Annotated in this window: 19 protein-coding genes and 1 pseudogene; 14 read left to right on the top strand and 6 right to left on the bottom strand. The window is 64.1% G+C overall.

The features are described from left to right. The first annotated feature begins 307 nt into the window (after nt 1-307). From IM25_RS23770 to IM25_RS23760, 3 genes are all read left to right on the top strand, one after another. Nucleotides 308-1,252 (top strand): DUF6508 domain-containing protein, encoded by a 945-nt coding sequence (locus IM25_RS23770; RefSeq protein WP_033098600.1) that lies wholly within the window; start codon nt 308-310, stop codon nt 1,250-1,252. A 399-nt stretch (nt 1,253-1,651) separates the two neighbouring features. After that, nucleotides 1,652-3,493: a GmrSD restriction endonuclease domain-containing protein gene (locus IM25_RS23765; RefSeq protein ID WP_033098601.1), complete on the top strand. Its 1,842-nt coding sequence runs from the start codon at nt 1,652-1,654 to the stop codon at nt 3,491-3,493. A gap of 596 nt (nt 3,494-4,089) precedes the next feature. Then, nucleotides 4,090-4,707, top strand: coding sequence for a hypothetical protein (locus IM25_RS23760; RefSeq protein ID WP_157127021.1), 618 nt, complete (start codon nt 4,090-4,092; stop codon nt 4,705-4,707). A 172-nt stretch (nt 4,708-4,879) separates the two neighbouring features. Here IM25_RS23760 and IM25_RS23755 read toward each other — a convergent pair whose 3' ends face one another. The 3 genes from IM25_RS23755 to IM25_RS23750 all read right to left on the bottom strand — a co-directional run bounded on the left by IM25_RS23755 (nt 4,880) and on the right by IM25_RS23750 (nt 7,635). Next, nucleotides 4,880-5,764, bottom strand: a complete 885-nt coding sequence (locus IM25_RS23755) for an MBL fold metallo-hydrolase (protein WP_033098603.1) — start codon at nt 5,762-5,764, stop codon at nt 4,880-4,882. Beyond that, nucleotides 5,764-6,519 carry a hypothetical protein gene (locus IM25_RS26245; RefSeq protein ID WP_157127020.1) on the bottom strand — a complete coding sequence of 252 codons (756 nt, stop codon included), beginning with the start codon at nt 6,517-6,519 and terminating at the stop codon, nt 5,764-5,766. The genes IM25_RS23755 and IM25_RS26245 overlap by 1 nt, the downstream gene beginning before the upstream one ends. Before the next feature lie 486 nt (nt 6,520-7,005). Next, nucleotides 7,006-7,635, bottom strand: a complete 630-nt coding sequence (locus IM25_RS23750; protein ID WP_033098604.1) for a DUF4352 domain-containing protein — start codon at nt 7,633-7,635, stop codon at nt 7,006-7,008. A 279-nt stretch (nt 7,636-7,914) separates the two neighbouring features. Here IM25_RS23750 and IM25_RS23745 point away from each other — a divergent pair, with 279 nt between their 5' ends. The 5 genes from IM25_RS23745 to IM25_RS23725 all read left to right on the top strand — a co-directional run bounded on the left by IM25_RS23745 (nt 7,915) and on the right by IM25_RS23725 (nt 13,399). Continuing rightward, nucleotides 7,915-9,072: a sensor histidine kinase gene (locus IM25_RS23745; RefSeq protein ID WP_442971924.1), complete on the top strand. Its 1,158-nt coding sequence runs from the start codon at nt 7,915-7,917 to the stop codon at nt 9,070-9,072. 54 nt (nt 9,073-9,126) lie between these two features. Continuing rightward, nucleotides 9,127-9,783 (top strand): response regulator, encoded by a 657-nt coding sequence (locus IM25_RS23740; RefSeq protein ID WP_033098606.1) that lies wholly within the window; start codon nt 9,127-9,129, stop codon nt 9,781-9,783. 289 nt (nt 9,784-10,072) lie between these two features. Continuing rightward, nucleotides 10,073-10,783 carry a hypothetical protein gene (locus IM25_RS23735; protein ID WP_232333511.1) on the top strand — a complete coding sequence of 237 codons (711 nt, stop codon included), beginning with the start codon at nt 10,073-10,075 and terminating at the stop codon, nt 10,781-10,783. Nucleotides 10,784-11,050: 267 nt separating this feature from the next. Continuing rightward, on the top strand, nt 11,051-11,269 hold the full coding sequence (locus IM25_RS23730) for a hypothetical protein (RefSeq protein ID WP_033098607.1): 219 nt from the start codon (nt 11,051-11,053) through the stop codon (nt 11,267-11,269). Nucleotides 11,270-11,509: 240 nt separating this feature from the next. Next, complete coding sequence (locus tag IM25_RS23725; RefSeq protein ID WP_065996595.1) at nt 11,510-13,399, top strand: glycosyltransferase; 1,890 nt, start codon at nt 11,510-11,512, stop codon at nt 13,397-13,399. Nucleotides 13,400-13,418: 19 nt separating this feature from the next. Here IM25_RS23725 and IM25_RS23720 read toward each other — a convergent pair whose 3' ends face one another. The 3 genes from IM25_RS23720 to IM25_RS23710 all read right to left on the bottom strand — a co-directional run bounded on the left by IM25_RS23720 (nt 13,419) and on the right by IM25_RS23710 (nt 17,099). Further along, nucleotides 13,419-14,273, bottom strand: a complete 855-nt coding sequence (locus tag IM25_RS23720) for a class I SAM-dependent methyltransferase (RefSeq protein ID WP_033098618.1) — start codon at nt 14,271-14,273, stop codon at nt 13,419-13,421. 166 nt (nt 14,274-14,439) lie between these two features. Further along, nucleotides 14,440-15,693: a glycosyltransferase family 87 protein gene (locus IM25_RS23715; protein WP_157127018.1), complete on the bottom strand. Its 1,254-nt coding sequence runs from the start codon at nt 15,691-15,693 to the stop codon at nt 14,440-14,442. 5 nt (nt 15,694-15,698) lie between these two features. After that, nucleotides 15,699-17,099, bottom strand: coding sequence for a glycosyltransferase 87 family protein (locus tag IM25_RS23710; protein WP_232333510.1), 1,401 nt, complete (start codon nt 17,097-17,099; stop codon nt 15,699-15,701). A 733-nt stretch (nt 17,100-17,832) separates the two neighbouring features. Between IM25_RS23710 and IM25_RS23705 the strand changes: the two genes are divergently transcribed. The 6 genes and pseudogenes from IM25_RS23705 (at nt 17,833) to IM25_RS23680 (ending at nt 25,331) form a co-directional block, all read left to right on the top strand. Further along, the gene (locus tag IM25_RS23705) at nt 17,833-18,978 is read left to right on the top strand and encodes a hypothetical protein (protein WP_157127017.1); all 1,146 of its coding nucleotides are present in this window, start codon (nt 17,833-17,835) and stop codon (nt 18,976-18,978) included. Nucleotides 18,979-19,448: 470 nt separating this feature from the next. Further along, nucleotides 19,449-20,228 carry a hypothetical protein gene (locus IM25_RS23700; RefSeq protein ID WP_157127016.1) on the top strand — a complete coding sequence of 260 codons (780 nt, stop codon included), beginning with the start codon at nt 19,449-19,451 and terminating at the stop codon, nt 20,226-20,228. Nucleotides 20,229-20,576: 348 nt separating this feature from the next. Then, nucleotides 20,577-21,911, top strand: coding sequence for a hypothetical protein (locus tag IM25_RS27525; RefSeq protein WP_335739996.1), 1,335 nt, complete (start codon nt 20,577-20,579; stop codon nt 21,909-21,911). A gap of 353 nt (nt 21,912-22,264) precedes the next feature. After that, nucleotides 22,265-23,353, top strand: a pseudogene (locus IM25_RS23690) (site-specific integrase). 5 nt (nt 23,354-23,358) lie between these two features. Then, on the top strand, nt 23,359-24,372 hold the full coding sequence (locus tag IM25_RS23685) for a hypothetical protein (protein WP_033098622.1): 1,014 nt from the start codon (nt 23,359-23,361) through the stop codon (nt 24,370-24,372). 236 nt (nt 24,373-24,608) lie between these two features. Then, nucleotides 24,609-25,331: a YfbU family protein gene (locus IM25_RS23680; protein ID WP_052040182.1), complete on the top strand. Its 723-nt coding sequence runs from the start codon at nt 24,609-24,611 to the stop codon at nt 25,329-25,331. Nucleotides 25,332-25,413: the final 82 nt, after the last annotated feature.

Genomic DNA, 25,413 nt, shown 5'->3' with positions numbered 1-25,413 from the left:
ATGTGTCTCGGCAACCAGCCGACTGCCGGATGCGGCCGCTGGATCCTGTAGGACGTTTCTGAGAGGCCGCGACGCAGTCGGCATGCCGAACGTCTTCTTGTTCGAAGAGTCGCTGGCTGACATTCTGAAAACGATCGTATAGGGAACGTCCCGCGATCCCGCCCCCCGAGCGACCCCATTCAGGCATGACCGACTCAACGATCAATGATTCCGGATCATTTGCTTATGTTGATGGATCTTGACGGAGCGTTAGGCAACCGACATGATCTCTGATCATCAAACGATGTTGATCATTCATGGGGGTACCATGATCCTTGTCCACCTGGCGTACTCGTGGCCCGCGGTCGCCCGCGGAGAAGCCGATGCCGCCGATGTCACGCTCGGCAACTGGGCCGGCATCGCCGACGACAAACTGGACTCCTACGCCGACGCAGTCTTGGGCATCTACAAGAACGAGGTCGTCACGGCCTTCGACATCACCGGCTGGAATCGGCTCACCGAAGGCACAGATGTCGGCCGGATTGCGTTCACCGGCACTCCCTCCCTTCGATGGTGGCACCTGATCGGGACTCCCAATCCGGGAACGCCCTGGAAGAAGGGCATGGCCCGTCCGGTCCAGTACCTCGACACCCGAGTCCTGACCGACGGGGACGTGGAGACCGAAGCCGTCGATGACGGCCGGGACCGTCGTGCCGTCGTCGACGGCTACACCCTGACCGTCCATGCCGACGGACACGCCACCGTCGCAGTGCCGATCGGCAAGCATGTCACCGTCGTCCCCGGTCCTCGTCCCGAACGGGACTGGCAGCTGGTCGACGTGCACGACGATGCAGTGTTCCGTGCTGCTTTCGACCAGGCCGCCCATGAAGACTGGGAACAGCTTGCGGTACTGCTCCAGCGCATCGAAGAACACGACGGTCCGTTGTCCGAACTTACTGGCGGCACGGATGATACGGGGTTCAAGCAGTGGCCGGATGCTGACGACAGTCCGGTGATCTCCGATCTGCGGTGGTTGCTCCGTCGGGCCGGGTTGGTCCTGCATTTTCAACCCGATGACTGGCAGATCGATGATGCCGCAACCGCTTCGAGAGAGGACTGCGTGCGGGCGTTGTCCCGAATGGTCCGCGCCGACCACTGGAGCGCAGGCGGGTTCGCTCAGTACTTCGAGGAGCCGGATTCGGTGGGGAGAACGGTCCTGCGGCGGGCACTCGAACTCAAGACCCGAGTTGATTCACGTTCTCGAAATGAATGACTCTCCACACCTGTGACCTGCTGGTTCTAACTCCGGGTCCCGACCGTGCAGATCGACCAATACGTGGGCGGTGGGCAGTAAATTCGGTTCGGTGTTGGACCTCGCATGGTTGACACATACAGGCCATGCAACGCGCCGCCGGTGATTCACACCCCGGTCCTGCCCGGCTTGTTCCACGATCGCTTCGTCATTCTGTCCTTCCTAATTCAGGAAATGCGAGACCCGAACAATCAACGGACGTACCGTCGTCCGCCGCCAGCTTCCTCGCCGACAGGCGACAGGTCCTGCCACCTCCTTCGTCGAGGTTCAACGGGTGGCGAGTAGCAGGTTGTAATGTCACATACGATTCGCCCCGGAGAGTCCCGGGCGTGGTGAGACGCTTTTCGAGGAGGCGAAGCTGTGGGCTTCCTGACCCCGATGTACGAGCTGGGGGAGTATCTCGAATGGACTCGCTCCGGTGAGATCCAGCTTCCCGACTTCCAGCGTGGCTACAAATGGGAGGACGAGCGGATCCGTCAGCTTCTGGTGACCGTGCTGCGCGGTCATCCTCTCGGGGCAGTGATGTTGCTCAAGACCGGTAACAGTCAGGTTCGTTTCAAGCCGCGTCCCCTCGAAGGCGTGGATCTCGCACCCGGGACGGCCGCAAAGTTTCTCCTGCTCGACGGTCAGCAACGATTGACATCGCTGACCCAGGCGTTGAGTGGGGACGGTGTCGTCGCGACCAAGGACAGTCGCGGCAAGCTCTTCAACCGCCGGTATCTGGTGCATATGGAGACCGCCCTCAGCGATCAGAATCGTGTGGACGAGGCGGTGGTCTCCATCCCCGGGGATGGGGTGATCCGTACGCACTTCAACAAGGAAGTCGTGCTCGATCTGTCCGACCACGACAAGCAGCGCCAGCAGGGCTACTTCCCGCTCAATCTTCTGTACGGCGACTACATGAGCTGGATCCTGGAACTCGACGACCGCACCCTGGGGACGGAGTTCCACAAACAGTTCATCAAGCCGGCCGCGACCTACGACATCCCCGCGATCGTGCTCGACGAGAACACCGACAAAGCCGCAGTGGCAACTGTCTTCGAGAAAGTCAACATCGGCGGGCTCCCCCTTAACGTGTTCGAACTTCTCACAGCAGTCTTCGCCGGGGACGCCGGCTACTACGACCGGACCGGAGCGGATTTCCGACTCAACGACGACTGGAAGGAAACCCAGCTCAAATGGTCGTCCTATCCGGTACTGGCCGCGGTGGAGAACACTGACTTCCTCCAAGCGGTCACGATGTTGACCACCCGCAAACGGCACCTCGCTGATACGTCGGACCGCCCGCCCGCGATCTCTGCCAAGCGTGAGGACGTTCTGAAGCTGACTCTGGAGGACTATCTGGAGTGGCGTGGTCCGCTACGCGAGGCGTTCGTCTGGGCGGCGACCTTCCTTGCCGATCGGCACATCTTTGCCCCTCGGGACATTCCCTATCCCAAGCAGCTCGTCCCGTTGGCGGCCATCCGGGTTGTCCTCGGGAAGGACGCGGATCTGATTGGGGTCCGGGAACGGCTCGCGCGATGGTATTGGTGCGGCGTGCTGGGTGAGCTCTACGGCTCGGCGATCGAAACCCGCTTCGCCCGCGACATCGAGATGGTGCCAGCATGGGCACTCGGGGCCACCGAGGTGGTGCCGCGAACGGTCCAGGACGCATCGTTCACCGAATCCCGGTTCCATTCCCTGCGCACCCGCAATGCGGCGGCCTACAAGGGTCTCGCGGCGCTGATTCTCGGTGGCGGCGCCCGCGACTGGATGGAAGACAAAGCGCTCGACAAGGTCCAGTACGTCGATCTGGCGGTCGATATCCATCACATATTTCCCCAGAAGTGGTGCAACGACAACGGAATCGATGACGAGCACCGGGAAAGCATCGTCAACAAGACCACGATCAGCGCACGCACCAATCGCACCATCGGCGGATCGGCCCCGTCGACATACCTGGCGGTGATCGAGAACCGGGCCCAGATCGAGGCAGAGAAGCTCGATCAGATCCTCGGCACGCACCTCGTCCCTGCCGACCGACTCCGCGAGGACGACTTCGACGGATACTTCCGCCAGCGCCGCGAAGCGCTCTGTCGGTTGGTTGAATCCGCGATCGGCAAGCCGGTCCAGCGCGACATCGACGAAGGCTACGCCGAGGAGGACTCGGCCTCGTTCGAAGCTGAGGAGTTGGTCGAGGACACCCTTTCCGAGATCCAGTGACGAAGGTGCCCTCCGCTACCTTCGGCTATCTACAGCTCCGGACGGACAAAGGACGTCCGAAGGCAGCTGCGGAACCACGTGGTCCGGGTCTGTCGTGTGGCTGATGTGGTGGCACTCTCTACCGAGACGGCTGCCGCGGTAAGCGCGAGCCGTGGCCTCGTTGAATGTCCCTGACCATGCGGACCCGATCGGGCCACTTCCCTCTGGAGTCGTTGGTGCGTGATACACGCCGAGTGCAGACCGCAGTGCTCCGGGCCCCGGGATCCGATGAGCCGGTACTCATGCCGATGGATCGGTGGGAGGCACTTGCGCTGCGCGCCGCCCTCGAACACCGGAGTATTTGGTGCGGGCATTTGCTTGGCGGATGCGGTCGCCGGTTGACCACTCGGATCGGGAAAGAACGTGTCCCACACTTCGCGCACTTTCCGAATGCGGATGGTTCCATGCCGCCATGCAACCGTGCCCACACGGACACGGCGAGTGCCGACCACCTGTTCATCAACGTCGGAATCCGGAATATGTTGGAGCGCGAGGGCCGACGACCGGTCCGTGTCAGGTTCGACGGAGACTTCCGAACCGGCGGCACCTGCAAGGGTGTGACCGTCGAACTCCCGAACGGACAGGGGTCGATTGTTGTCGCGCTTCGAGGTGCCGACCTTTCCGATTGGAAGAAACGTGAGGCGCGACTCCTTGCCTCGTCGCAGTGGGTGAGCTGGCTCTTCGGTCCCGGACAAACCGCGCCGCGGAGTCTGCTCCGGCGCAATGGATACTCGCTGCACCTGGCACTTCAAGACGCCGCGGACGGTCGACTCCTCCGGCTCGGGACCCAACTGCCGAACGGACGCACGCACTGGACCGATTTCGGCGATCTCCAGCTCAGCGCCGGCGGGCTTGTGACCACCGCGTCGCAGAAACAGAAGTCACCTGTCGCTGATCGAAGGTCGTCGACCTCCGATATCGTGCAGCCGGTACCGAAAGCGCCAAAGCTGAAGCCGCCTCGCACGGTGATCCTGCACAACGATATCAGGATTACCGTTCCGGAATTTCAGGCGTTGTTGGCGAGCATCGAGCAACGCTACGAGTCCACCGGCAAATCCGCGAAGGCCCGCCTCGTCGCCGAGTACGCCCGCACCCTGCGTCCCCGCGGCAACTTTGTGCGGCTCGATGTACCCTTCTGGATGCGGCGCGACATCGACTCCGCCCTCGGTCTGTAGGGCGCGCACCTGGGTGCAGATCGGGTCACCGGCACATGTTGTGATCACCACGAACTGTTCGAGGGTGAACCTGTGGTCGATGTCGCCGGGGCCGAGGATTGCTCACCCATCCTTGACCGTCTTTCGGCGGACCGTAGCCGGGCGGTCGTTTACCTGACATAAGGTGAACTTGTCAGATGTAGAGGCTGCCGATGTAATAAAGGCCGTCCCTGTGGTCGAGACCGTCATCATTCAAATAGTCGACATTGTAGGTGTGGTCGCCGACGTAGATGTGTGCCTTTCCGGTCGTCGCCTCGAACAACACGTCACCGGACGAGTTCTGTGTGATTATGTTGTAGCCGCGATAGTAATCCAGGTACTCGGACGGTGCTTCGCCGATAACTACCAAGTCGGGGTCTAGTTCTTTGAGCCAAATGTCGGGTACCTTACCGGAGGTCCGGCCATGGTGCGGCGCAAATAAAATATTCGTCTTGGTTATGTTCACCTTGCCGGCAATCTTCTCCATGAAATCCGTTTCCAAGTCGCCCATCCAGACCATGCTCGGACCGTTCTGGACGGAGTATCGGATAACTGGGGAAATATTGTTTGGCGTCATTCCGGCGGCAGCATCTTCGAGAGCGCTCTGGAAATCTGGATCCGAGGTATCAGGCCAGAGGATGTTTATCCCGGAGCTACCGCGTTCCTCGCTGCTCTCATTCATCCATCGACGTGAACAACCTTTGTGAAGGTAATAGGCCTTGCTGCTGTCGCGCAGCTCGACGTAGCGCATGAAGTCATCCGTAGGATATTCCTTGATCGCTTGATTGGCGACGCAATAGAAATTGGGAATATGCAGATGATCGTCGAGCTCGACCAGTCCTGAGATATGATCCTGATCAGGATGAGTCGAAATAAAACGTGTAATGCTTTTATCTTTGGACTGGGTGGTCAGGTCGGCCAGAATGCTGCCAATTCGATCGTCTGGTAACGAGCAGTCGATGATGGTGAAATTGTCACTGTTGTGGCGAATGTAGTACATGTCGCCATTGCCGATGCCGTAAGATTTGACGATGGACATCAAGAATCTCCTTCTACGGAAGGTTGACTGGAAGGTGGTTGCGATCTTTCTTCCTGTTCTGCTCTAGCGACTGATTTCAATAACTGGGTGGCGTAACGGAAGCCGGCCTCTTTCGTCCGTTGTGCCGATGGGAGAAAAAGCCAGATTCCGAGGACGATGATATTGGCTACGATGCCGGCGCTGATTGCGCTGGGAGGAGCCCAGTTGGCCCAGTAGAGGGCGGTGCCGAGTCCGGCAATGCAAAGTACTGCTATCAGTCGGCCCGCTTTGCGGAATCCGTAAAGGTTACGCTCCAAGCCGTATTGAGAATTCTCCGATAATAAGATCGGAAAACGCTCGTCTTGACCGTAGTGCAGTACCTGCTCGATCGCTGTCTCGATAGCGTGATCCGTAGCGCTGGGATCAGCCAGTTCTTCACTCGGTGCTGGTAAGCGAATTCCTGTTCGCCGGCTCAGCGCGTTCCGCCAGAGGTCGCGTTGCATCGGATTATCGGCAGGCTGACGAGTGCGCAGCAGTTGTGTTGTCGGACGCCCGCCCCACTCTTGCCAGAGCATCGTTTGACTGCGACGCCCGAAGTTGGCGACCAGAACAGAGAGGAAATATCCCCCTCCAGCGATGCTGATCAACGCCAGAGCAACCGTCACCGCGGGAAACTGCCGCAAGCCCAGAGTAGCGATGGTTATCGGGACTGGAGCAAGTCCTAGAAGCCCCGGAATCAGGCGGGCTTTGCGGTCATAAGTGCTTAGAAGTGGCATCGCACGGTCCTCCCAACTACAGCACTTCGGCTAATCGAGGGCGGTGGGCAATTTCTGCCGCGATGTGAAGAAGATCTTTGGGAGACGCAGCTGGTCCCGGGCGCCCGCGGTGCGATGGATCTGACATACGGCGTCCCAGGGCTGGCCCCACTTGGCGTGGTCTGCTCTGACGGAACGCCGCTTCTTCGCCCACCCTGTCGGGGACAATGGGAGAACGACATTCAAGGCGCGTAGTAGCGGTCGAAGACATGCGCGTTGGCACTGGAATTCCCCCATCCATACCGGTCGGATTGAAGATAGGCGAGGACACCGACATGTCCCGAGTCACTTGCGGCCGCTGATGGTTCTGCTGCGACAGGGTCCGAGATCCGAGTCTTGACCTGTCGATTGCACGGAGTCTGCATCCCACTGCGACGTGGTTCAGAGCAGAGGCAAGGGTCCTTGTAGCTACGGGACGGGATCCCTACCTCTGATCCGACTCCCCGATCAGAGGGTGTTGATCCAGGCGAGGCGGTCGGTGGACAGGGAGAAGGTGTCTTCGAACAGCACCACATAGGTCCCCGGCGCAGCGCCGGTGGGGTTGTCGAAGCAGACGCTGCCGGTGGCACGGCCCCCGGGTGCGATCTTGCCGGAGTTGAGCATGGGCCGATCGGTGCCGAAGGTGGCGTCGCGGATGGCGCCGCTGGGGTCCTGCAGGCTCCAGTCGGTGTAGCCGTTGAAGTCGTTCTGGGCGGTGCCGACATTGTCGATGGTGACCGTGCTGCACAGCGAGCTGCTGAACATCGTCTCGACGCTCTCGAGCGGGGTCAGGGTGTAGGCGAGGTCGTCGCGGGTGATGGTGGCCCCGGCCGGCGCGGCGGTGTCGTGGTCGAGCTTGCCGGGAAAATCCGGGCCCCGATCGGCATCGGCATCACCGTCACCGCCGGCGGCGTCCGGTCCGGCGGTAACGGTGGCTTCGGTGTCCCCACCGAGGTTGGAGACCACCGCGATCGAGCAGGCACCGAACAGCAGCACCGGCACCCCGACGACGAGCCACGGCCAGATCCGGCGCTTGCTGCGGCCCGGCCGGCCGTGGGGGTGCTGCTCAGGGTTGGGGTACATACCGGGATCGGTCATCACATCTCCTCGACAACAGTGGGGTAGGGGAGCGGCGCGGCGATAGTCGGTGCCGTGCGCCGTCGGTGTTCTCAGCTCATCCGATGCCACCCCGCGGGCGCCTCGTCCGATGGGTCGGACCGGTTCGTTCTTTCGGTCGGATATGGGTGTGATGTCCGGTCCGATCGGCCGATGCCGGTGACGATCGGTCGTTGCGTAGCGTGCAGGGATGTGATGGCCACTTCTGCCCCGCGAACGTCTCGTGCTGTCTGGATTCGTCGTGCCTGGACGATCGGGGCGGTGACGCTCAGCGCGTTCTGCACCCTGGCCGCGTTCGTGCTCTCGGAGGATTCGGGCACCGCCCCGGCGTGGAACTACACGATCGGGTTGGTGCTGAACCTGGTGGCGGCCGCGGCGCTGGTGTGGCGGCACGAGCATCCCTGGCCGGTGCTGGCGGTGGCGGTGGCCGGACCGTTGGTGTTCTCCACCGATGCCACGGCGGCGTTGATCGCGTTATATGCGGTGGCGAAGATCGAGCACAGTCGCCGCCTGGTCGCCGCCGCCGGCGCGGTGTACGCGGCGTGCGTGGTCTCGCTGCTCTACGACGCCGGCCGCACCCGCGACAACTCCGTGCTGAGCATGGAACAAAAACCCGAGCCCGGCCAACCGAAACCGGCGTGGGAGATCGACTGGTGGCTCCCGTGGCTGGTGGCCGCGGTGTTCGTCGGCAGCGTCGTGGCGCTGGCGTTGGTCAAACGCACCCGCAGCCAGCTCAGTGCCGCCGAGCACAGCCGTGATGAGGCCACCGAACAGACCCGGGCGATGCGCGACGAGATGATCCGCACCGAAGAACGCACCCGCATCGCCCGCGACATGCACGACACCCTCGCCGCGAGCCTGAGCCGGATCTCGTTGTTCGCCGGCGCCCTGCAGGTCGGCGGCGCCGACAACCCGGAAAAGATCGCCAACACCGCCTCGATGATCCGCAGCACCGCCCATGAGGCCCTCGACGAACTCAAGAACATCGTCGGGGTCCTGCGCGGTACCGCCGAGGCCCGGCACTCGAACGGCCATCAGGGGATCGACGCGATTGCCGATCTGGTGCAGTCCGCCCGCGCTGCCGGGTTGCACACCACCTTGTTCACCGACCTGCGTCCCGGAGATGTGGGCACGGTCTCCGGGCACGTGACCTACCGGGTGGTGCAGGAAGCGCTGACCAACGCCCAGAAATACGCGGCCGGTCAGACGGTGCGCATCACCGTTACCGGCGCCGAACACGACGGCATCCGCATCGATGTCCGCAACCGGCTCAGCACGGCCGCGCCGACGGTGCCGCCAGGCTCGCGTGCCGGGCTGACCGGGCTGGCCGAGCAGGCCCAGCAGATCGGCGGCACCGTCCACGCCGGTGTCACCGGCACCGACTTCGTCGTCTCCTGCTGGCTGCCCTGGTTCGCCTGACCCACCCGCTCGGTGCGGGGTGGTGTCCGGGCCCACGGTTAGGCTGTCGGCGCCATGACTGCCGCCGCACCGATCACCGTTCTCGTCGTCGACGACGATCCTTTCGTCCGCCGCGGGGTGAGCGACATCTTCGCCGCCACCGACGACATCACCGTCGTCGCCGAAGCCGACGACGGCGACCGGGTCCTCGAGGCGGTGCACCGGGTCGGCCCGCAGGTGGTGCTCATGGACCTGAAGATGCGCCGGGTCGGCGGACTCGACGCCACCCGCCAGCTGATGACACTGCCGCAGCCGCCGAAGGTGATCGCCATGACCGCGATGGACGTCGACGATCTCGTCGTCCACGCCGTCGCCGCCGGTGCACACAGCTTCTTGAGCAAGGACGAACCCCCGCACACCTTCCACCAGTCGGTACGCGCCGTCGCCGCAGGCAACACCTTGTTCAGCCAGGAATCGCTGCGCCGCATCGCCGCCCACCGCCCCAACCCCACCGCGGCGGCGGCGCCGACCGACCTGGCTGTGCTGTCCGAACGCGAACGCACCGTGCTGCAGGAGCTGGCCACCGGCGCATCCAACGCGGATATCGCCGGCCGGTTGTTCCTGAGCGAAACCACCGTCAAGACCCACATTTCGGCGGTGTTCACCAAACTCGGTACCCGCAACCGCGTCGAGGCCGCGCTTGCGGCTTTTCGTGCCGGGCTCGTCACCTGAACTCCGTTCCCCGACGTTGCGGTGGTCCCGAGGCACTCGTCAGGGTTCGTTCACACGAACGGGGGTGAACTCGACCGGCAGTGCGGGGAGAACAATCGGATGGCGGGCCACGCGCGGGATCTGCTGGCCGAGAACCCAGGTCAGGTGTTCTGGTGCCTCGATGCGGTCCGTCCCGTCCGGACGTGTCGCCTGGGGTGCTCGGGACGCTTTTCGGCGGTCCGCAGGGCCTGGTTGTCGCGGTTGTCTGATATGCCTTGTCGGAACGTCAGCGACCGGTGAGGGGTGATCAGTGTTCGACGAGCGGCAGGCCCAGACGGCCCACGACGTACGCGAGGAGGCTGCCGGGGCGGACTCGGCCCCAGAGTCGTCGAAATCGATAGCGCTGCTGGACAAAGCGTTGGTCGCTGCCGGGGAGCTGGTCGAATCGCGGGTGACGCGGTTACGTGAGCGCCATCCCGACGCCACCGAGGAGCAGCTGCTCAAGAAGCTCGAGACGACGTTCTGGTCGAGTGTGACAGCCACCGGCGCGGCGACCGGTGCGGCCGCGGCCGTGCCAGGGGTAGGAACTACAGCAGCGCTGGCGATGACAGCCGGGGACACCTCGTGGTTTCTGACCGCAGCAGCCGGGCACGTGCTGTCGGTGTTGAAGGTGCTCGGCATGGACTTCACCGACCTCGAGCATCAGAAGGCGATCGTGCTCACGGTGCTCGGTGGGGGAGGTGGATCGTCGTTCGTCGGCAAAGCCGCCGGCCGCAGCGGGGCACATCTGGGCAAATTGCTGACCAATTCCGTTCCCACCACGACGATCCGGTCCATCAACCGCGTGCTCGGCTACAACTTCATCACCAAGTACGGCACCCGCCAAGGTGTGCTCGTGCTCGGCCGCGCCGCTCCCTTCGGAATCGGCATGGCCATCGGCGCCGGCGGCAACCTGGTCATGGCACAGACGGTGATCAAGGCAACCCGCAAGGCCGCCGACACCGCTCGGCAGGTGCGCTGACCGCGACCCTCCCGGATCGTGCCTGCCTACGCGCGCCATCCATACAGCGGTGACAACAACCGCGCCGTCTTGTCGTCTCTGCCCTCGACCGGAGACTGCGAGACACCTCATAACGTCGGACTTCGATGCAGCTGCGCGCGATGCACTCTGATCCGAGAAGTCCTGACCGCAGTACCGAACGATTACGGAAACGGTTGAGCGCGCTGAACGGTCTTGCCAGTAAAGGCGTTCACGGCGTGGTACTCGCCCGACGAAGTAAACACGTGCGTGATCCAGACAGTCCCGGGGATCCGGACACTCGACGATGCTCGCGTCCTGCTCGACGACCCGCAGGGACTCGACATGGTGGAGACTGCGTTGCGGACCGTTCCCGGTGACGGCGGCTTCGGGGTGCGCCGCGGCTATCTGTGGATGCTCGTCGGCCACGAGGACACCGTCAAACCCCGAACGCATGGTGCTGCGGTGGCTGACCCGCCACGGCGCTGACGTTTAGCGGAAGTAGGCTTTCTGACACCGCGCTATAGGGATGCCTTCGTCGTGCGCAGTGCGCACTGGATCTGTGTTGGTGCCGATGTATATCAGCCCTGTGTGAACTGCGGCTTCCGGAGATTCTGCGTAGAGCGGACTTGCTGTACCGGGCGTCGCGGAGTCCACAGTTGATACTCTCCCTGACGACACGCACCCATGGAGGGGCTTGCGGGTGATCGTCGAACGGCTAGGAGCGTCATGACCATGTCCGCAGCGGGGAAACCGCCGATCGGGAATGCTGAGCCGGAACGGGCCGTGCTCGTAGAACACGAGGCGTCGGCACGCCTGGTGGTGGCACGCGGAGTATTCGCCGCGCCGACTCCTCGGGTCGACGACGACCTGTATGCCCGCATTCGCGGTGGCAAGGCACACCGTGAGCGGTTCGTGTTGAACCTGGAGAAGGGTGCGCGGGTCGACACCAACACCTACTTCGGTCGGTTCGCTGCCAGCTATTACCAGAAGTGGACCACCGTACGGGAGGTTCGCGTCGGCTTCTGTTTCGAGGCTGTGGGGCAGGCAACGGTCCTGCTGCGAGCCTCCGATGCCGAGGGTCATGCCCGCACGGTGAGCAGTGTGCAGATCGAAGGTTCGTCGGTGACGTCGCTGTCAGCGGCATTGGACTGCTTCCTCGACGGCGGGGCGTTGTGGGTGGAGTTCGTTGCTGTCGACGGTCCGCTGACGATCCGAGACCTTGAATGGACGGTCGATTCGCCGTCGACGATCCGGCCCGCGGCCATCACGATCTGCACGTTCAATCGGGCTGCGGACTGCGCGCAGCCCCTCGCCGCCATTGCAGCCGACCCGGTGATGGTCGCTGGTATCGATGCGGTCTATGTCGTCGATCAAGGCACCGACCATGTGTCCGAGCAGAGATTGTTCGTCGAGGTCGCCGAGCGGCTCGGTGAAAAGCTGATCTACATCCGGCAACCGAATCTGGGTGGTGCCGGCGGTTTCACCCGGGGTATGTACGAGGCGTCGGCGATCAATGAACACGCAAACGTGATCTTGATGGACGACGATATCCTCTGCGAACCCGAGTCGGTGCTGCGCATGAACGCGTTCGCCAATGTCACCTCGGAACCGACACTCGTGGGCGCTCAGATGTTGTATCTGATGAATCCGCGGAATCTGCATGTCAGTGCGGAGGAAGCGGATCTGACCAAACTCAAGGCCGGGCGGTGGGCGCAGAATTCGCTGCACGACGCCGACATGGTCAAAAAGCAGCAGGACAGAAGGGTTGACGCCGGCTACAACGCGTGGTGGTCGTGCCTGATTCCGGCCGAGGTGATCACCCGGATCGGACTGCCGCTGCCGATGTTCTTCCAGTGGGACGACATCGAATACGGGATCCGGGCGCGCGCTGCCGGGTTCGTCACGGTGACCTTGCCCAATGCCGGGGTATGGCATGCCGATTTTCATTGGAAGGACCGCGACGACTGGGCGAAGTATTTCAGCGTCCGTAACTCGCTGATCGTCGCGGCGCTGCACAGCGACTTCGACACTGCGGAGTTGGGCAAGGTGCTCACCCGGGAGATCACCGAGTACATCGTGTCCATGCAGTACGGTTTGGCGCACACCACCTTGCGGGGTATCGAGGACTTCTTGGCCGGACCCGATGTGCTTGCCGATGGTGGTCAAATGGCGTTGAAGTCGATCCGCGAGGAGCGGATGCGGTTTCCCGAGACGATCAAGCATCCGGCGCATGCTGTTCCGGGGGTTCGCCGGGCAGATGTGGTCGTGCGCAAGGCGGGGCCTCGGCCCGACAAGAAGCGCCTGGATCTGGTGCGGGCCAAGCGGGCTGCCTACCAGTGGCTAGGCCGCACTCAGCACGGCGTGGTGAGCATTCCTGCGGGTGAGGCGCATTGGTGGCATGTGTCGTTGTTCGACCATGCCGTGGTCACCGATGCCTCCCAGTCGGGGGTGCGAGTGCGTACGCGCGATATGTACGCCGCGCGGCAGCTGACCCGGCGCATGACCTCGGTGCTGCGGCGTCTGCGCGCAGAAGGTGCTCAAGTACAGAGCAGATACCGCGACGCCTTGCCGCAGCTGTCCGACCGGCAGAACTGGGCACGCCTGTACGAGCAGTAGCGCCACGAGCGGGGGCGCTCTATCGCAGCCGCACCACGACCTGCTCGTTGTTGCGCGTGTAGGCCAGGTACTCGAAGTTGATGCCGGTGCGTTCGACATATTCCGTCCACGCCCGGAATTCGTGTTCGGGCCATCCCGGGTAGTTGAAGAACTCGTCGAACACAAGCACGGTGCCCGGCACGAGTCGAGCGCCGAGCAGATCGAATACCGTCGTCGTCGACGAGTACAGGTCGGCATCGAGGTGCGCGAAGGCGACGTCGCCGGGATGCGTCTCGAGGAATTCGGGCAGGGTGTCGCCGAACAGTCCGGATACCAGTTCGGTGCCGGGCACCTCGGGTAGGTGCTGTTGGGCGAACTCGCCGGCGGGAAAGCCGCTGCGCCAGGTCTCCGGAAGTCCGGTGAACACGTCGAATCCGAAGATCGGATGGTCGTCTCCCAGCGCCTCGGCGATGATTGACAAGGTGGTGCCCGACGCGACTCCGAACTCAAGGGCCAGGCCGGGTATACGCACCTGTTCGAGAGCGAAACGCAGCGTCTGATGGGGGTGATCGCAGATGGTGGCGGTCGGCATGTTCGCGACGGCGAACGCGGCGGCGGTGTCGGTGGCGGTGCGGTCCATGGCGTAGGTCAGATCGCGGCGTTGGCGTTGTTCGAAGTCGGCGAGACGGTCCTTGAGATCGCTCACCTCGGATCGTGTGTGTTTGAGCTCCTCGAGGACTGCCGCGAGTTGGGCGGTCGTGGTGGTCAATTCGGCGAGCACCCGGTCGTGGTGTCTGTCCTGGAGTTCACAGGAGCGTTGGGCAGAGGCATCGACGACTTCGGCCAGCGCTCGCTGCAGCTTGCCGCGTGCCATCGTTCGCCACCGTCTGCGCATCATGCCTCCAAGATCGTTGCTCGGCAGTGCCCCCGAACGTAGACAGATCACCCTCTGCTCCGCAAACGAGACGATCTTGTACGTAGCCCATGACGGCCAGGGAGCGTAGTCCCGTGCGGGGATCGTTGGGCGCTGAACGATCTCGGCTCGGGTGCTGCGACGGTGATCAATATGCGCCGGGTTCCGGAGCCGACGAGGATCCGGTCGTCGGGGAGTCGTGTTCGCCTCCCGAGGAGTCCCACTCGAGTGGGGAAGTCTTCATCGTCCGGTCAGGGATCGGGCCGACAGGAGTGCGATGCCCGGTGGCCAGCATGGTGAGACTGGTGGCCAGCAGCAGCATCCAGCCGAGGGTGGGGCGCAGCATCTCGAGGTGGGTGCCGAATGCGAAGAAGTGGGCCGAGGACCAGTTCTCGTCGGTGCCGAAGGCATAGACGGCCAGCCAAGCCGGCCAACTACGCAGCACCGAACCGGCCAGTACCACGCTGGCGACCAGCGGCACCAACGTAAGGGAATAAGCCGCGGTGGCGATCGGCGTGAGCAGGCAACTGGCGAGCAAGACGATCCCACTTGCCGTCAACACCGTCAACGGTTGCTCCTCGCGCCGCAGATACAGCAGCACCAGGGCCGCGACCGCGCCGGCGACGATCGTCGCGGCGAGCAGGATCGCCACCACGGTGGGCAGATGCAGATAGTCGGCCACGGCGAACACCGACCGGGATGAGCCGGGGGTGGAATCGAGGGCGGAGAACCCGAACTCGCCGGTACGAATCCACACCGGCACGGCGATCGCGGTGGCGACCGCGGCGGCGAGGAGGGGTTGGACCCAGCGGCGCCGCAGCAGCGGCACGATCAGCAACGCCGCGAAGACCGGCATCAACGCCACGACAGCCCCGAGCGTGATCGCCGCGACCACCTCGCGGTGGCGCACCGCCAGAAGCAGCCAGAGGGTGAGGGCGAGCAGGACGAACGCGCCGAGATCGGCGGTGAGCAGGGTGGAAGTCACCGGACCGCACAGGAACATTCCACCCAGCAGCACCGGCGTCGCCGGCGAGCGCATCGGAAGGTGCAGCACCCGCAGCACCAGGCACCAGGCTGTGAGCAGTGCTGCGACGGAACAGCCCTGCCACCACCACCAGGCCGTCTCGGGTGTCATCACCGCCAGGGGCGCGGTGAGCATTGCGGCACCGGGACTGAGTGCGGCCGGATCGCTGTGCTCGGCGAGGTGAGGGTTGATAAAGGCGAACGAGGCGTCGTACACGGTCAGGAACCGGCCGAAGGGGAACGGCTCCGACAGCGCCCACCAGAGTCGTTGCAGCACGATCAGCACCGCCAGCGGCCACAGCGCGTAGGTGGCCGCCTGAGGCAGCGAGCGGGCGGTGCGAGGTTCGATCGCGCCGAGCAGACGAGGCAGGACGGACATGCCGGTCACGATACGGGCGGGGCGGGGTCGTGCCCGCGGTCGCGGCGGGTTTCTGACGTGGTGGTGTCGGTGTCCTGGTGCCCACTGCTGCGTGCGGGGGATGACGGGAGGATCGGGGGTGTGCTGCGCGGCGCGGCGGGCCTGTCGGTACTGCCGGCGTCGCAGACCGCCGCGCCGGCCGGTGGGGTGCGCCGACCGTAGGCGAGAAGCACGGCTGTCACCGCGACAGCGAAGATGAGGGGATAGGCGCACTGCGCGACGGTGCGCAGCACCGGTTCGGCGGGGGTCATGAAGGTGCCGATGGCCACCACTCCGTCCGGATAGGAGCGGTACCACGCCACCAGCGGCAACGCCGCAGCTATGGGGAGAAGATAACCCCACCAGCGGCGTCGGCGCCGCGCTCGGTCCAGGCACAGCACCAGCAGCGGCACCGTCCACACCCAATGATGTCCCCACGAGAACGGGGAGACCATCGGCGCGGTCAGACCACACAGGGTCAGCGCCAGCAACTGTTCACCGTGGCGCTGCGCCAGGGCCGCTGCACTCAGTCCGGCGGCCGCAACCACCGCAGCGCATATCAGCCACAGCCACATCGACGGCTCGTCGGTGTGCAGGGTGCGCGCGAGGATCCCGCGGATCGACTGATTCGCCGGGGACGAGATCAACCCGATCCGGTCCGACCGGATGATCGCGTCGGTGAAGTAGGTCCAGGCATCGGTGAAGATCACCACGAAGCCGACCACGATGGTGGCGGCGAAGGTACCGGCCGCGACGACCGCAGCGCGCCACTGCCGCACCACCGCCAGGTAGACGATGAACAAGGCCGGGGTCAGTTTCAGTCCGGCGGCGACACCCACCCCGATGCCCCGCAACCGGCTGGCCTCGGGCCGGGACAGATCCCACAGCACCAGTACCAGTAGCAGCAGGTTGATCTGCCCGAGCCAGATGCTCATCCGGACCGGTTCGAGCCAGGTACACGCCACCGCCAGCGCGCCGCTGACGATGCGCAGACGCGTGGTGTCCTGATAGCCGAGAGCACGCCAGCTCAACCACACCGTCAGATACAGCAGCACGAAATTCGTCAGGTGCACCGCGATCATCGTGCCCGCAACCGTAAGCATCGACAGCGGCACGAACACCAGTGCCGCGAAGGGTGGGTAGGTGAAGGGCAGCAGATCGAACAACACGAAGTTGTACAGCGGCTCGGAGGTCCGCACCGTCATCCCGCCATGGCGATAAACCACCGCATCGACAGCATTGCCGAACAACCCGTAGTGATCGTGCCAGCCGAGCAACCGATCGTGGGCGAGAAAGGCCAGCGCGGCAACGACCATCGCCCCGGCCGGCCACCAGCGAGGCAGGTGTTCATCTCCTGCCGGTCCGTGCCCGTATTGTCGATGCTGCACTCGGTGTCCTCTCCGCATGATCCGAACCTAGGCCGGTACCGTCCTCGGCTCAGACTCCAACACACCTGCCGAAGCCATGAGCAGTCCCTACCCGGGGTCGTGCTGTCGAAAGCTTCGGACAACCGCAGCGATCCTGGCAGGGGTAGGCGTCCTTGGAGATGCAGAAGGTTGCGTCCTGCTCTTCGTCGCCGGTTGAGAAAGAAAGGCATGCTGACTCGGTCAATTCTGGCTCTCTACGAAACTGATGTGAAACAGATCACCCATTTTCTATGGGGGGAAGGTTATGCATCTGTTGCGGCGGGTAATAGATAAACAGCCCAGGAAACGCCAGGGCGACCCGGACCGGATCGGGCCGGGTCCGAATCGACACGAGGAGAAAACGATGACCGAGATCCTGAGTGCTTTCATCGAGAACTTCAACGTCGTCCTGCAGACCCTGTCGACCGGCAGCGCAGACCTGATCGACACCGTGGTCTGACCGGAGTCCACCGGGAAGATCGGAGGGTTCTTCCCGAAAACTCCACTGCCCCTGAGAAGATCTGCCACGGTGACACAACTGACCCCGTGGCAGATCTTCCCACATCAGTGGCCGCCCGTCGTCACCGCCCGGCCATCAGGAAAACGGTGACCACCTCGTAAAATATCGGCTTTCGTCCGCCCAAGACCACGATGAATACGTGTAAATACGTATGCACAAAGGCGTCGTGTGTTGTCTACGCGACCGGACACGTCATTGTCACGTCTTCCGGAGGATTCACCCGGTGAAATTTTCGATAGCGCAACAACTCGGAGGACACCCGTGATTACGAAGAATTCGGCTTCACTGGCCGCGTGCGGCGTACTGACGACGGTGCTCGTGGCCTGTGGCCCGAGTGACGAGACCGGTTCCCAGTCGCTGCCTGAGACCTCCGCCTCGGCCGGCGCGACGATGACCTCGGAAACCACGCCGCAGAAGAAACAGCCGTGTGGCGATGACGAGGGGCTGCCCGTCGAGGCGTCGGACGGCAGTGTCGAGACCCGACTGGCGGCAGCGGGGGTGAGCGATGCGCTGGTGTGTGAACTCGGTGCCCGCGCCGACGGCGCCGGCTACGGACTCGACGGCCGAGCCACCACATTCGCCCAGCGGCAGGATTTCGCGGTGGTAATGGCACAGACCTGCGCGGAGGTGGCCAGCGGATACCGCAGCTGGGAACAGGTGATCGACGACGACGTCGACCAGGGAGCGCCGCCAACGTCGGCGTCGAGACTGTATAGCTATCTGCGCACCGCCTTCTGCCCCCAGGTGAGCGCCTCCGCAGAGCCCGCACCTGTCGAACGAGCCCTGTCCTCAGGGCCGGTCGACGAGAACGGGATGCGCGGTATCGCCTCGACCCTGTCTTGGTACCAGGGACGCTTCGAACCGGTGCCGCTGTCCAAATGCACCTCTCGGCTGGGGGAGTTCACCTTCGGTCAGGGATACGCCTTCCAGTTTGACGCCGATACCGTGCTGTGCCTCGAGGACTATTCCGATGGGGGTGGCCGGGCCGGGCACGAGTTGTGGAGCGCTGATCTGGTGTTCGCTACAGCGGTGACTGAGGATGTGGCCCTGGATGCCGCCCGGCAACTGCTGCCCGAGGATGCGGTCGAGGACAGCCGAGTGGTGGGCACGAACGCGACCGGACCCCACAGTTGCCTGAGCATCGACTACCACTCGGAACGTCTCGCAGACCATGCCCGGGATGCGGTATCACGACGGACGAACGATCCCGGCTACATCAACGTTCACCTGTATTCCGAGGGTGAATCGGATCTGGGATCGTCGGCACCGTATACCGGCACCGTGCAACTCGCGTCGCTGAACGCTACCCGCAGCAACGACACCGATGATCCGGTGTGTTGAACCCCTAGGGATTGGTGCGCCTTCGCGGAATTGGTTGGGTGAGTCCTGGGCGAGAGCAATCAACCGTTCCCGTAAGGCAGTCGCCGGGTCCCATCCGGCTGGCCCCTGGCAGATGGAGCCATCGGGCCCCATGGCCGTTGATGGTGGTGTCGAATGCGCCGGTGTGGTTCTGTCGGGAAGGGACTCCGCGTAGTCGCTGGCATCGGTCGGGTCCGAAGTAGAGGGCGCATGGTCGGCGGCGTTGGAAGCACATCCCTGCGGTGGTCAACGGATCGGTCGACGACACCGGCATCAGATCGAGATGGAAGACCACCACAAGTCGCTGAAACACGCTGTTCTGCAGCCTGATTCGCTTCTGTGTCGGTCTGGAACGGCCGTATCGTGCATCGTGGAGTGGACATGTGACCATGAGGAGAACGATGTCGATACATGACTGTGACGGCTGGGTCAGATCCCTGCGGGGGCACCATGTGACCTTCACCGGAAGGGTGAGGATCAACGGGATCCACCACACCAAAAAAGAGTGCAGAACTTTGGCACTCGGCCGCGGTGCGGACGCCGTCGTGCAGGACTTCTCCCACTCGCTGACTCTGCTCGTATACGGCGAGCTGAACGCGAATGTCGTGGCCGACCCAGATCAGGTCTACAGCCGAAAGCTGCTCGCAGTCCAAGAAGCCCGGGCTCTGCGTCACCCGCACGTGCATGTGGTCGACTCCGCCGGATTCGCCAACCTGCTCAAGAGGAAGCCGGCACCCTGCCGACGTCTCGGCTCATCGAAGGGGACCACTGTCGTCCTGCCTGCACCCGGTAACGGCGTGTTCGGTGGTCCGCTGGTGGTTCATCGCGGGTCCACCCACCCTGCGACGATCTTGAAGGAGGACCTCGACAAACTCGACGCCGGTACCGTCGCCCACCAAGACACGGTGAAAAAGCTCCAAGAGCATCTGACGAGCCACGGCATTCTCGCCCTGCGTCCGGCTCCAGGCGCACCGGCCTTCGACATCGGCTGGACCAAGGAAAAGACGCTCTACGTGGGAGAAGTCAAGAGCCTGGGCGGCGTCAAGCAGGACCAGCAGATTCGTCTCGGGTTGGGGCAAGTCCTGGACTATACCCATCGACTGGCCAGCACAGCCAAGGTGAAACCGGTCCTGATTCTCGAAAAGCGCCCGAAGAACTACGACCACTGGGAAAGCCTGGCCCGGTCGCTACGCGTTGTGCTGACCTACGGCCCGTCCTTCCCCGAGGTGTAGGACAGGGGCGCGGCTACTGCACTCTCATCTCCCTCCAGTAGATGCCCTATCTTGCCGGTCACTTCTCGTTCCAACCATTCGCACTCGGCAGTGCCCAGCGTTGACCGGCAGCAGCCCACATCGGCGCAGCGCAGCGAGAGTATCCGCACTTACGCATGATGTAGGAGCACCGGGGCGGGCAGGCCTGCATCCGTACCCCTGGGTATTCGATCAGCGCATGGAGTTCTCGCGCCGTTGCATTCCCGAGTGCTTGGAGACCGATAAGGGTCCAGATTGTCCACTCCGGCATGCTCGTACGCTTCTCTCGCTCGGGTGATGCTGTCGCCCACTGGTGCCATGCTCGTCGGTATGGACGCACACACACGAGCACCCCGGGTCCACCTGTGCCGGTTGTCGCCTCGCCGAGATGCTCTCGATTCGTACTTCGCACTCGACCACATCGCTGACGCTGCCCATCCGCTCTGGGAGATGCCGGCGCAGTACGAGTCCGGCGACACGGTCATCATCGTTGTGCCCGCTCGCGAGCCGATGATCCTCAACATCGAGACTCTGACGTCGAGTTCGGCCGACCGCGGATGCGACACCGAAGACAGCGCCGGTGCCGAGACGGACGGCATCTCGGTGCCCGCCATCGAACAGCGCATGGGCGAGCCGATGCCGACCGCACCGGCCACCCTCGATCCGGACTATGCACAACGGTGGATGGCTGCTTACGATGCCGAACGCAGCGAACCGACGCCGTGGCAGCTTCGTTACACCACCGGCTGCGCCGCTACCCGCCTCCAGCACGATGACACGGGTGTGGACATCGTCGGAGCCGCGCAGTGCCTGTGCTGCGATACCGGCCCTTCTGCCGCAGTCTCAGGGCACGAGTCACCGAGTGTTCTCGAGGTGCACCTCTGCAACGACGAGGATGCCGCAGATATGGGAATGTTCCCGCGGCCGGGTCTGGCGGTGCGGGTCTGCGCTCGGTGCCATGCGCAGCTGCAGGAGCCGTACGGGCCGACCGTGATGGACATCCTGTTCGTCCAGCGCCCACCGTGTCCGGAATGCAGCCGTCATCAGGCGCTTCGGTTGATGTGGGGGATGCCGCCCACGCCGCCGCCTCCGGGCACGATCGCAGCCGGATGCACCCCTGGCGACGACGGTGCGCTGCCGGATTACCGGTGCCGGCACTGTGGCCACACCTGGTCCGTCGGGCCGGAACCGCAGCACCTCGAGGAGCACTGGTCCGAAATGGCCGGCTGGCTGGTCGAGTCAATGACGGACAAGCCGGTGGGTTTCGTTCTCGACCTCGGACCACGCGACTACAGCGACGGGGGTGAGGACGAGCAGGTGGTGTGCGCGCAGATCCAGGTACTCGACAACGACGTGATGTTGTTGCGCCGCTCGACCGTCGAGCTCGGACACCTGTTGCTCGCCGACTACTCGACCGCCGGCGTCGTGCTCGATCGCTGGTATTTCGACAACCACTTCGACGACTGCACCGACGGCTATTTCTTCAGCCGCGATCTGGACCTGATCGCCACGACCTGCGTGGCGTGGTTCCGCGACAACTGGGGCATCGCATCGGTCGACGACATCGGCTGTTCGTACCGCTTCGCCGATACCTTGCTACCTCCTCCCGACCTCCGCGGGACCGACGACGACCGCGGCGACAAATTCTTCACCGAACCGCACTGAATCGGACGGGCGAACACAGATCCCAAGCTCACTTCTGGTTGTTCGCGCAGGATGCCGGCGACTTACGAACGGAAGACTACGCGGGCTTTCGGCGGCTCGGTCCACGTCACCACCCCGAACACCGGTGCCTCTGAGATCTTCCTGTCATGGCGTTACTCACCGATGGGCCGATGAGTTACGGCGAGAAAAGCCCACCCTGAGGATTCACCAGAGGCGTCAGGGCGGGCGCCGTTCGAGCCGACACATACGCCGCTCATTGCCGTCGAGCACGGACCCGTGTCGGCTTTCGCCCGGACGACTCTTCGCCGCCTGTACCGACTTCCGGGGACCCTGCCGTGCCGTCCGTCCCGGCCCTGTCAGCCGAGGCCCTCACGAAGGTGGCAGGGACCGTCTCGCGGTCACGGTCCGAGTCGACGCGGCGCAACTACGCCGCCGATTGGGCCCGCTTCACCGCTTGGCGCCGGCAGGAAGGGCATGCGGCGTTGCCGGCGCATCCGCTCACCGTCGCCGCCTACCTCCTCGATGCCGCCGCGACGGTGACGGAGGCGGGGAGCGGGCCTACTCCCCGGCCGCGCTGGCCCGCTGGGTCGCCGGGATCGGCTTCCACCATCGCCGCGCCGGCCATCCCGCCCCCGGGACGGATGAGCTGGTCACCACGACCCTGTCCGGGATCCGCCGCGACTACTCCGCGGCAGGGGAGCGGCCCCGCAGTCCGCGAGCGCCGCTGTTCACCGCCGACATCCTCACCATCGTCGACAAGATGCGAGCGGACAGCACCCGGCTGGGCCGACGAGGTCCTCGAACGCCGCGACAGTGCGATCCTGCTGCTCGGCTTCGCGGGAGCGTTCCGCCGCAGCGAACTCGTCGCGCTCACCTGCAACGACGTGTCCCTGCACCGGCTCGACGGTTTGCACATCCGCCTCCGGAAATCGAAGACCGATCAGGAAGGACGAGGCACGGTGCGGGTGCTGCCGTTCATACACAACCACACCAGTTGCCCGCCGTGTGCGTGGATGCGGTGGGCGCAGATCGTCTCCGCCTCCGACGCTGGAGGCCGCCCCGCCGTCATCCGCCTGCTCCGCACCGCCGAGCCGTTCGAAGCGCATGTGTGCCGCGGTGTGCGGCCGCGCATGGTCCCGTCATCACCGTGGCTGCGATCGATCCGGAAGAACGGCAATCTCTCGGACACCGCCCTGTCGGGGGTGGCGGTGCACAAGGCCATCCGTCGCCGCGCCACCCGGGCCGGCTACGACCCGGAGATCGTCCAACAGCTCGGTGGGCATTCGCTGCGGGCCGGGTTCGTCACCCAGGCCTTCCGCAACGGCGCGTCCGCGCACACGATCATGCGCCAGACCGGGCACAGCACCCCCGCCATGCTGGAGGCCTACGCCCGCGAACACGCCCCGCTCATCGGGAACGCTGTCACGAATCTCGGGTTGTGACCGCGATGACCAGCACCGCACGAGAAGGCATCCGCCGCAACGAGGTTCACGATTCCGACCTCGGCCTGCGCATCCCGGCCCGCTACCGGCACGACTGGGCGCTGTTCGCCGACTGGTGCGCCGCCGCCGACCACCGGCCCATCCCTGCCACCCCGGAGACCCTCGCGCTGTTCCTGCACGAGCACCCCGCCGCGGTCGCGACGCAGCGGCGCCGCCTGTCGGCGATCAACGCCGTCCACACCCGCCACGGCTACCCGCCGCCGGGGCGGACCGAGACGGTGCGCCGCCACCTCGACACCACCCGCACTTCGCGTCTCGATCGGATTGCCCGGCTGCTCCTGCAGCGGGCGGCCGAGCTGCCCACCGAAGGGTGGCCGAGCGGACTGTTCGGCCGCCGCGACGCCCTGCTCCTGGTCCTCTCCGCCACCGGCATGAGCTTCACCGACCTCACCCGGCTGCGCCGCCGCGACATCCGCCTCGACGGCAACACTCTGGTGGCCACGACCCGGGCCGGCGAACGCTTCCGTCTCGCACAGGATCCCGAGACCGGGGGCAACCCGGCTGCCGCGATCTATCGGCGGTGGGCGGAGATCCAGACTTTCCTCGACCAGCACCCCGGCACGCACCTGCTGCGCCACCACCTCACCGACCCCGTCGATATCATCGCGGATCCGCTCGATGCCGAGCAGGCCCGGCAACCGTTGCTGTGTCCGATCGACCGCTGGGGACACCTCCCGCACGCGCAATCGATGACCCCACAATCGGTATCGGCATTGGTACGGGCGCATCTGTCCGGCCAGTCCCCGGCGCGCAAGGCGCTGTCTGTTACTCCACAGGACCACACCGACTCCTGGATCGAGCCCGATATCGTCCTCGACCCCGACTACTATGATCGCGGCGCCCAGGCTCGCCGCCGTGACCACGAGACCCTCGAAAGCCTCACCGACGTCTTCGACGAGATCGAAGCCCGCGCCGACGCGCTCCTCGAGGACTTGATGGGACTGTTGGAGGGGCTGTAATCGGCAGCTACGGGCAGGATCGGCCGGGAGATTCAGGCAAGCAATACAAGTAATGCATGCGAAGACCACAATCGGTCTGCCTTGCGACATGACCTCGGTTCGCTCTAAAAGCGTGCTGGTTAGGGATCGGTAAACAGCACAGCCGTCAGGGGGGCTACGCGCACGGTGACGTAAGGCGGTATTACGAAGATAAATACTGTATTCTTGTCTGTAGTTCAGACTACTTGGAGGATCCGATGGCCACCCTCACGCTCCGCGTCAGCGACGAGACCCGAGAAGAGCTTGAGGCGCTGGCCCAATCCAAGGGCGCAACCGTGAGTGCATTGTTGCGGGACCAGATCGATCAGTTGCTCGGTCGCGACGTGGAGATGCGTCGCGGCGATGTTCCTCAATCACTGACGATGACCGAACGGCTGCTGCTCGCGAACCAGTCGAGGATCCTGGCCGCTCTTGTGCCGGATGAGGCCAACTACTACGCACGACGAAGCGAAACTCTCGAGGAAGGGTACGCCGGCGAGTACGGCGACGTGTTCGCTGCGGTCGGTCCGGAACTCACCCGCACCGAATGCGCCTTGGTCTGGGACTTGCTCGATATGTTCCGCGTCCTGAGCGCAAGCATCGAGGCGCTTAGCCCTGCTGATCGAGCCGTCCTCGGCGAAGAGCGCATCGACCGGCTGCGGTTCCAGGGATTCGACATCAGCGACGAGCTGGAAGGTCGACTGCTGTCATATGTGCAGTACCTGGTGCGCGGAAGGAGATGGTCGGAAGTCGGCCCACGACTGGAGGAGATCGGCGACGACGGCAACTCTCATCACCGGTGTTTACCCTTCTACCGACTTCTGCTGGATAACTACCGGCCGATCATCACCGCCCGCGCCAAGAGCCGGGGATATTCTCTCGATGCCTACCGTCTCGACCTCGAAGAGCTCATCGAGTTGGCGGGGGTCAGCTTCCGATGATGCGGATCTGCACAGAATCCGCAACTGCGGGCGTAGGTCGGAAACCACCAGGTCGGGAGCTGTCATCGCCGACGCAGCGACT

Source organism: Rhodococcus sp. p52 (genome assembly GCF_000763325.2).
Lineage (GTDB): Bacteria > Actinomycetota > Actinomycetes > Mycobacteriales > Mycobacteriaceae > Rhodococcus > Rhodococcus pyridinivorans.
The sequence above is the reverse complement of the archived record's forward strand: the minus strand, read 5'-3'. Positions and strand labels throughout refer to the sequence as shown.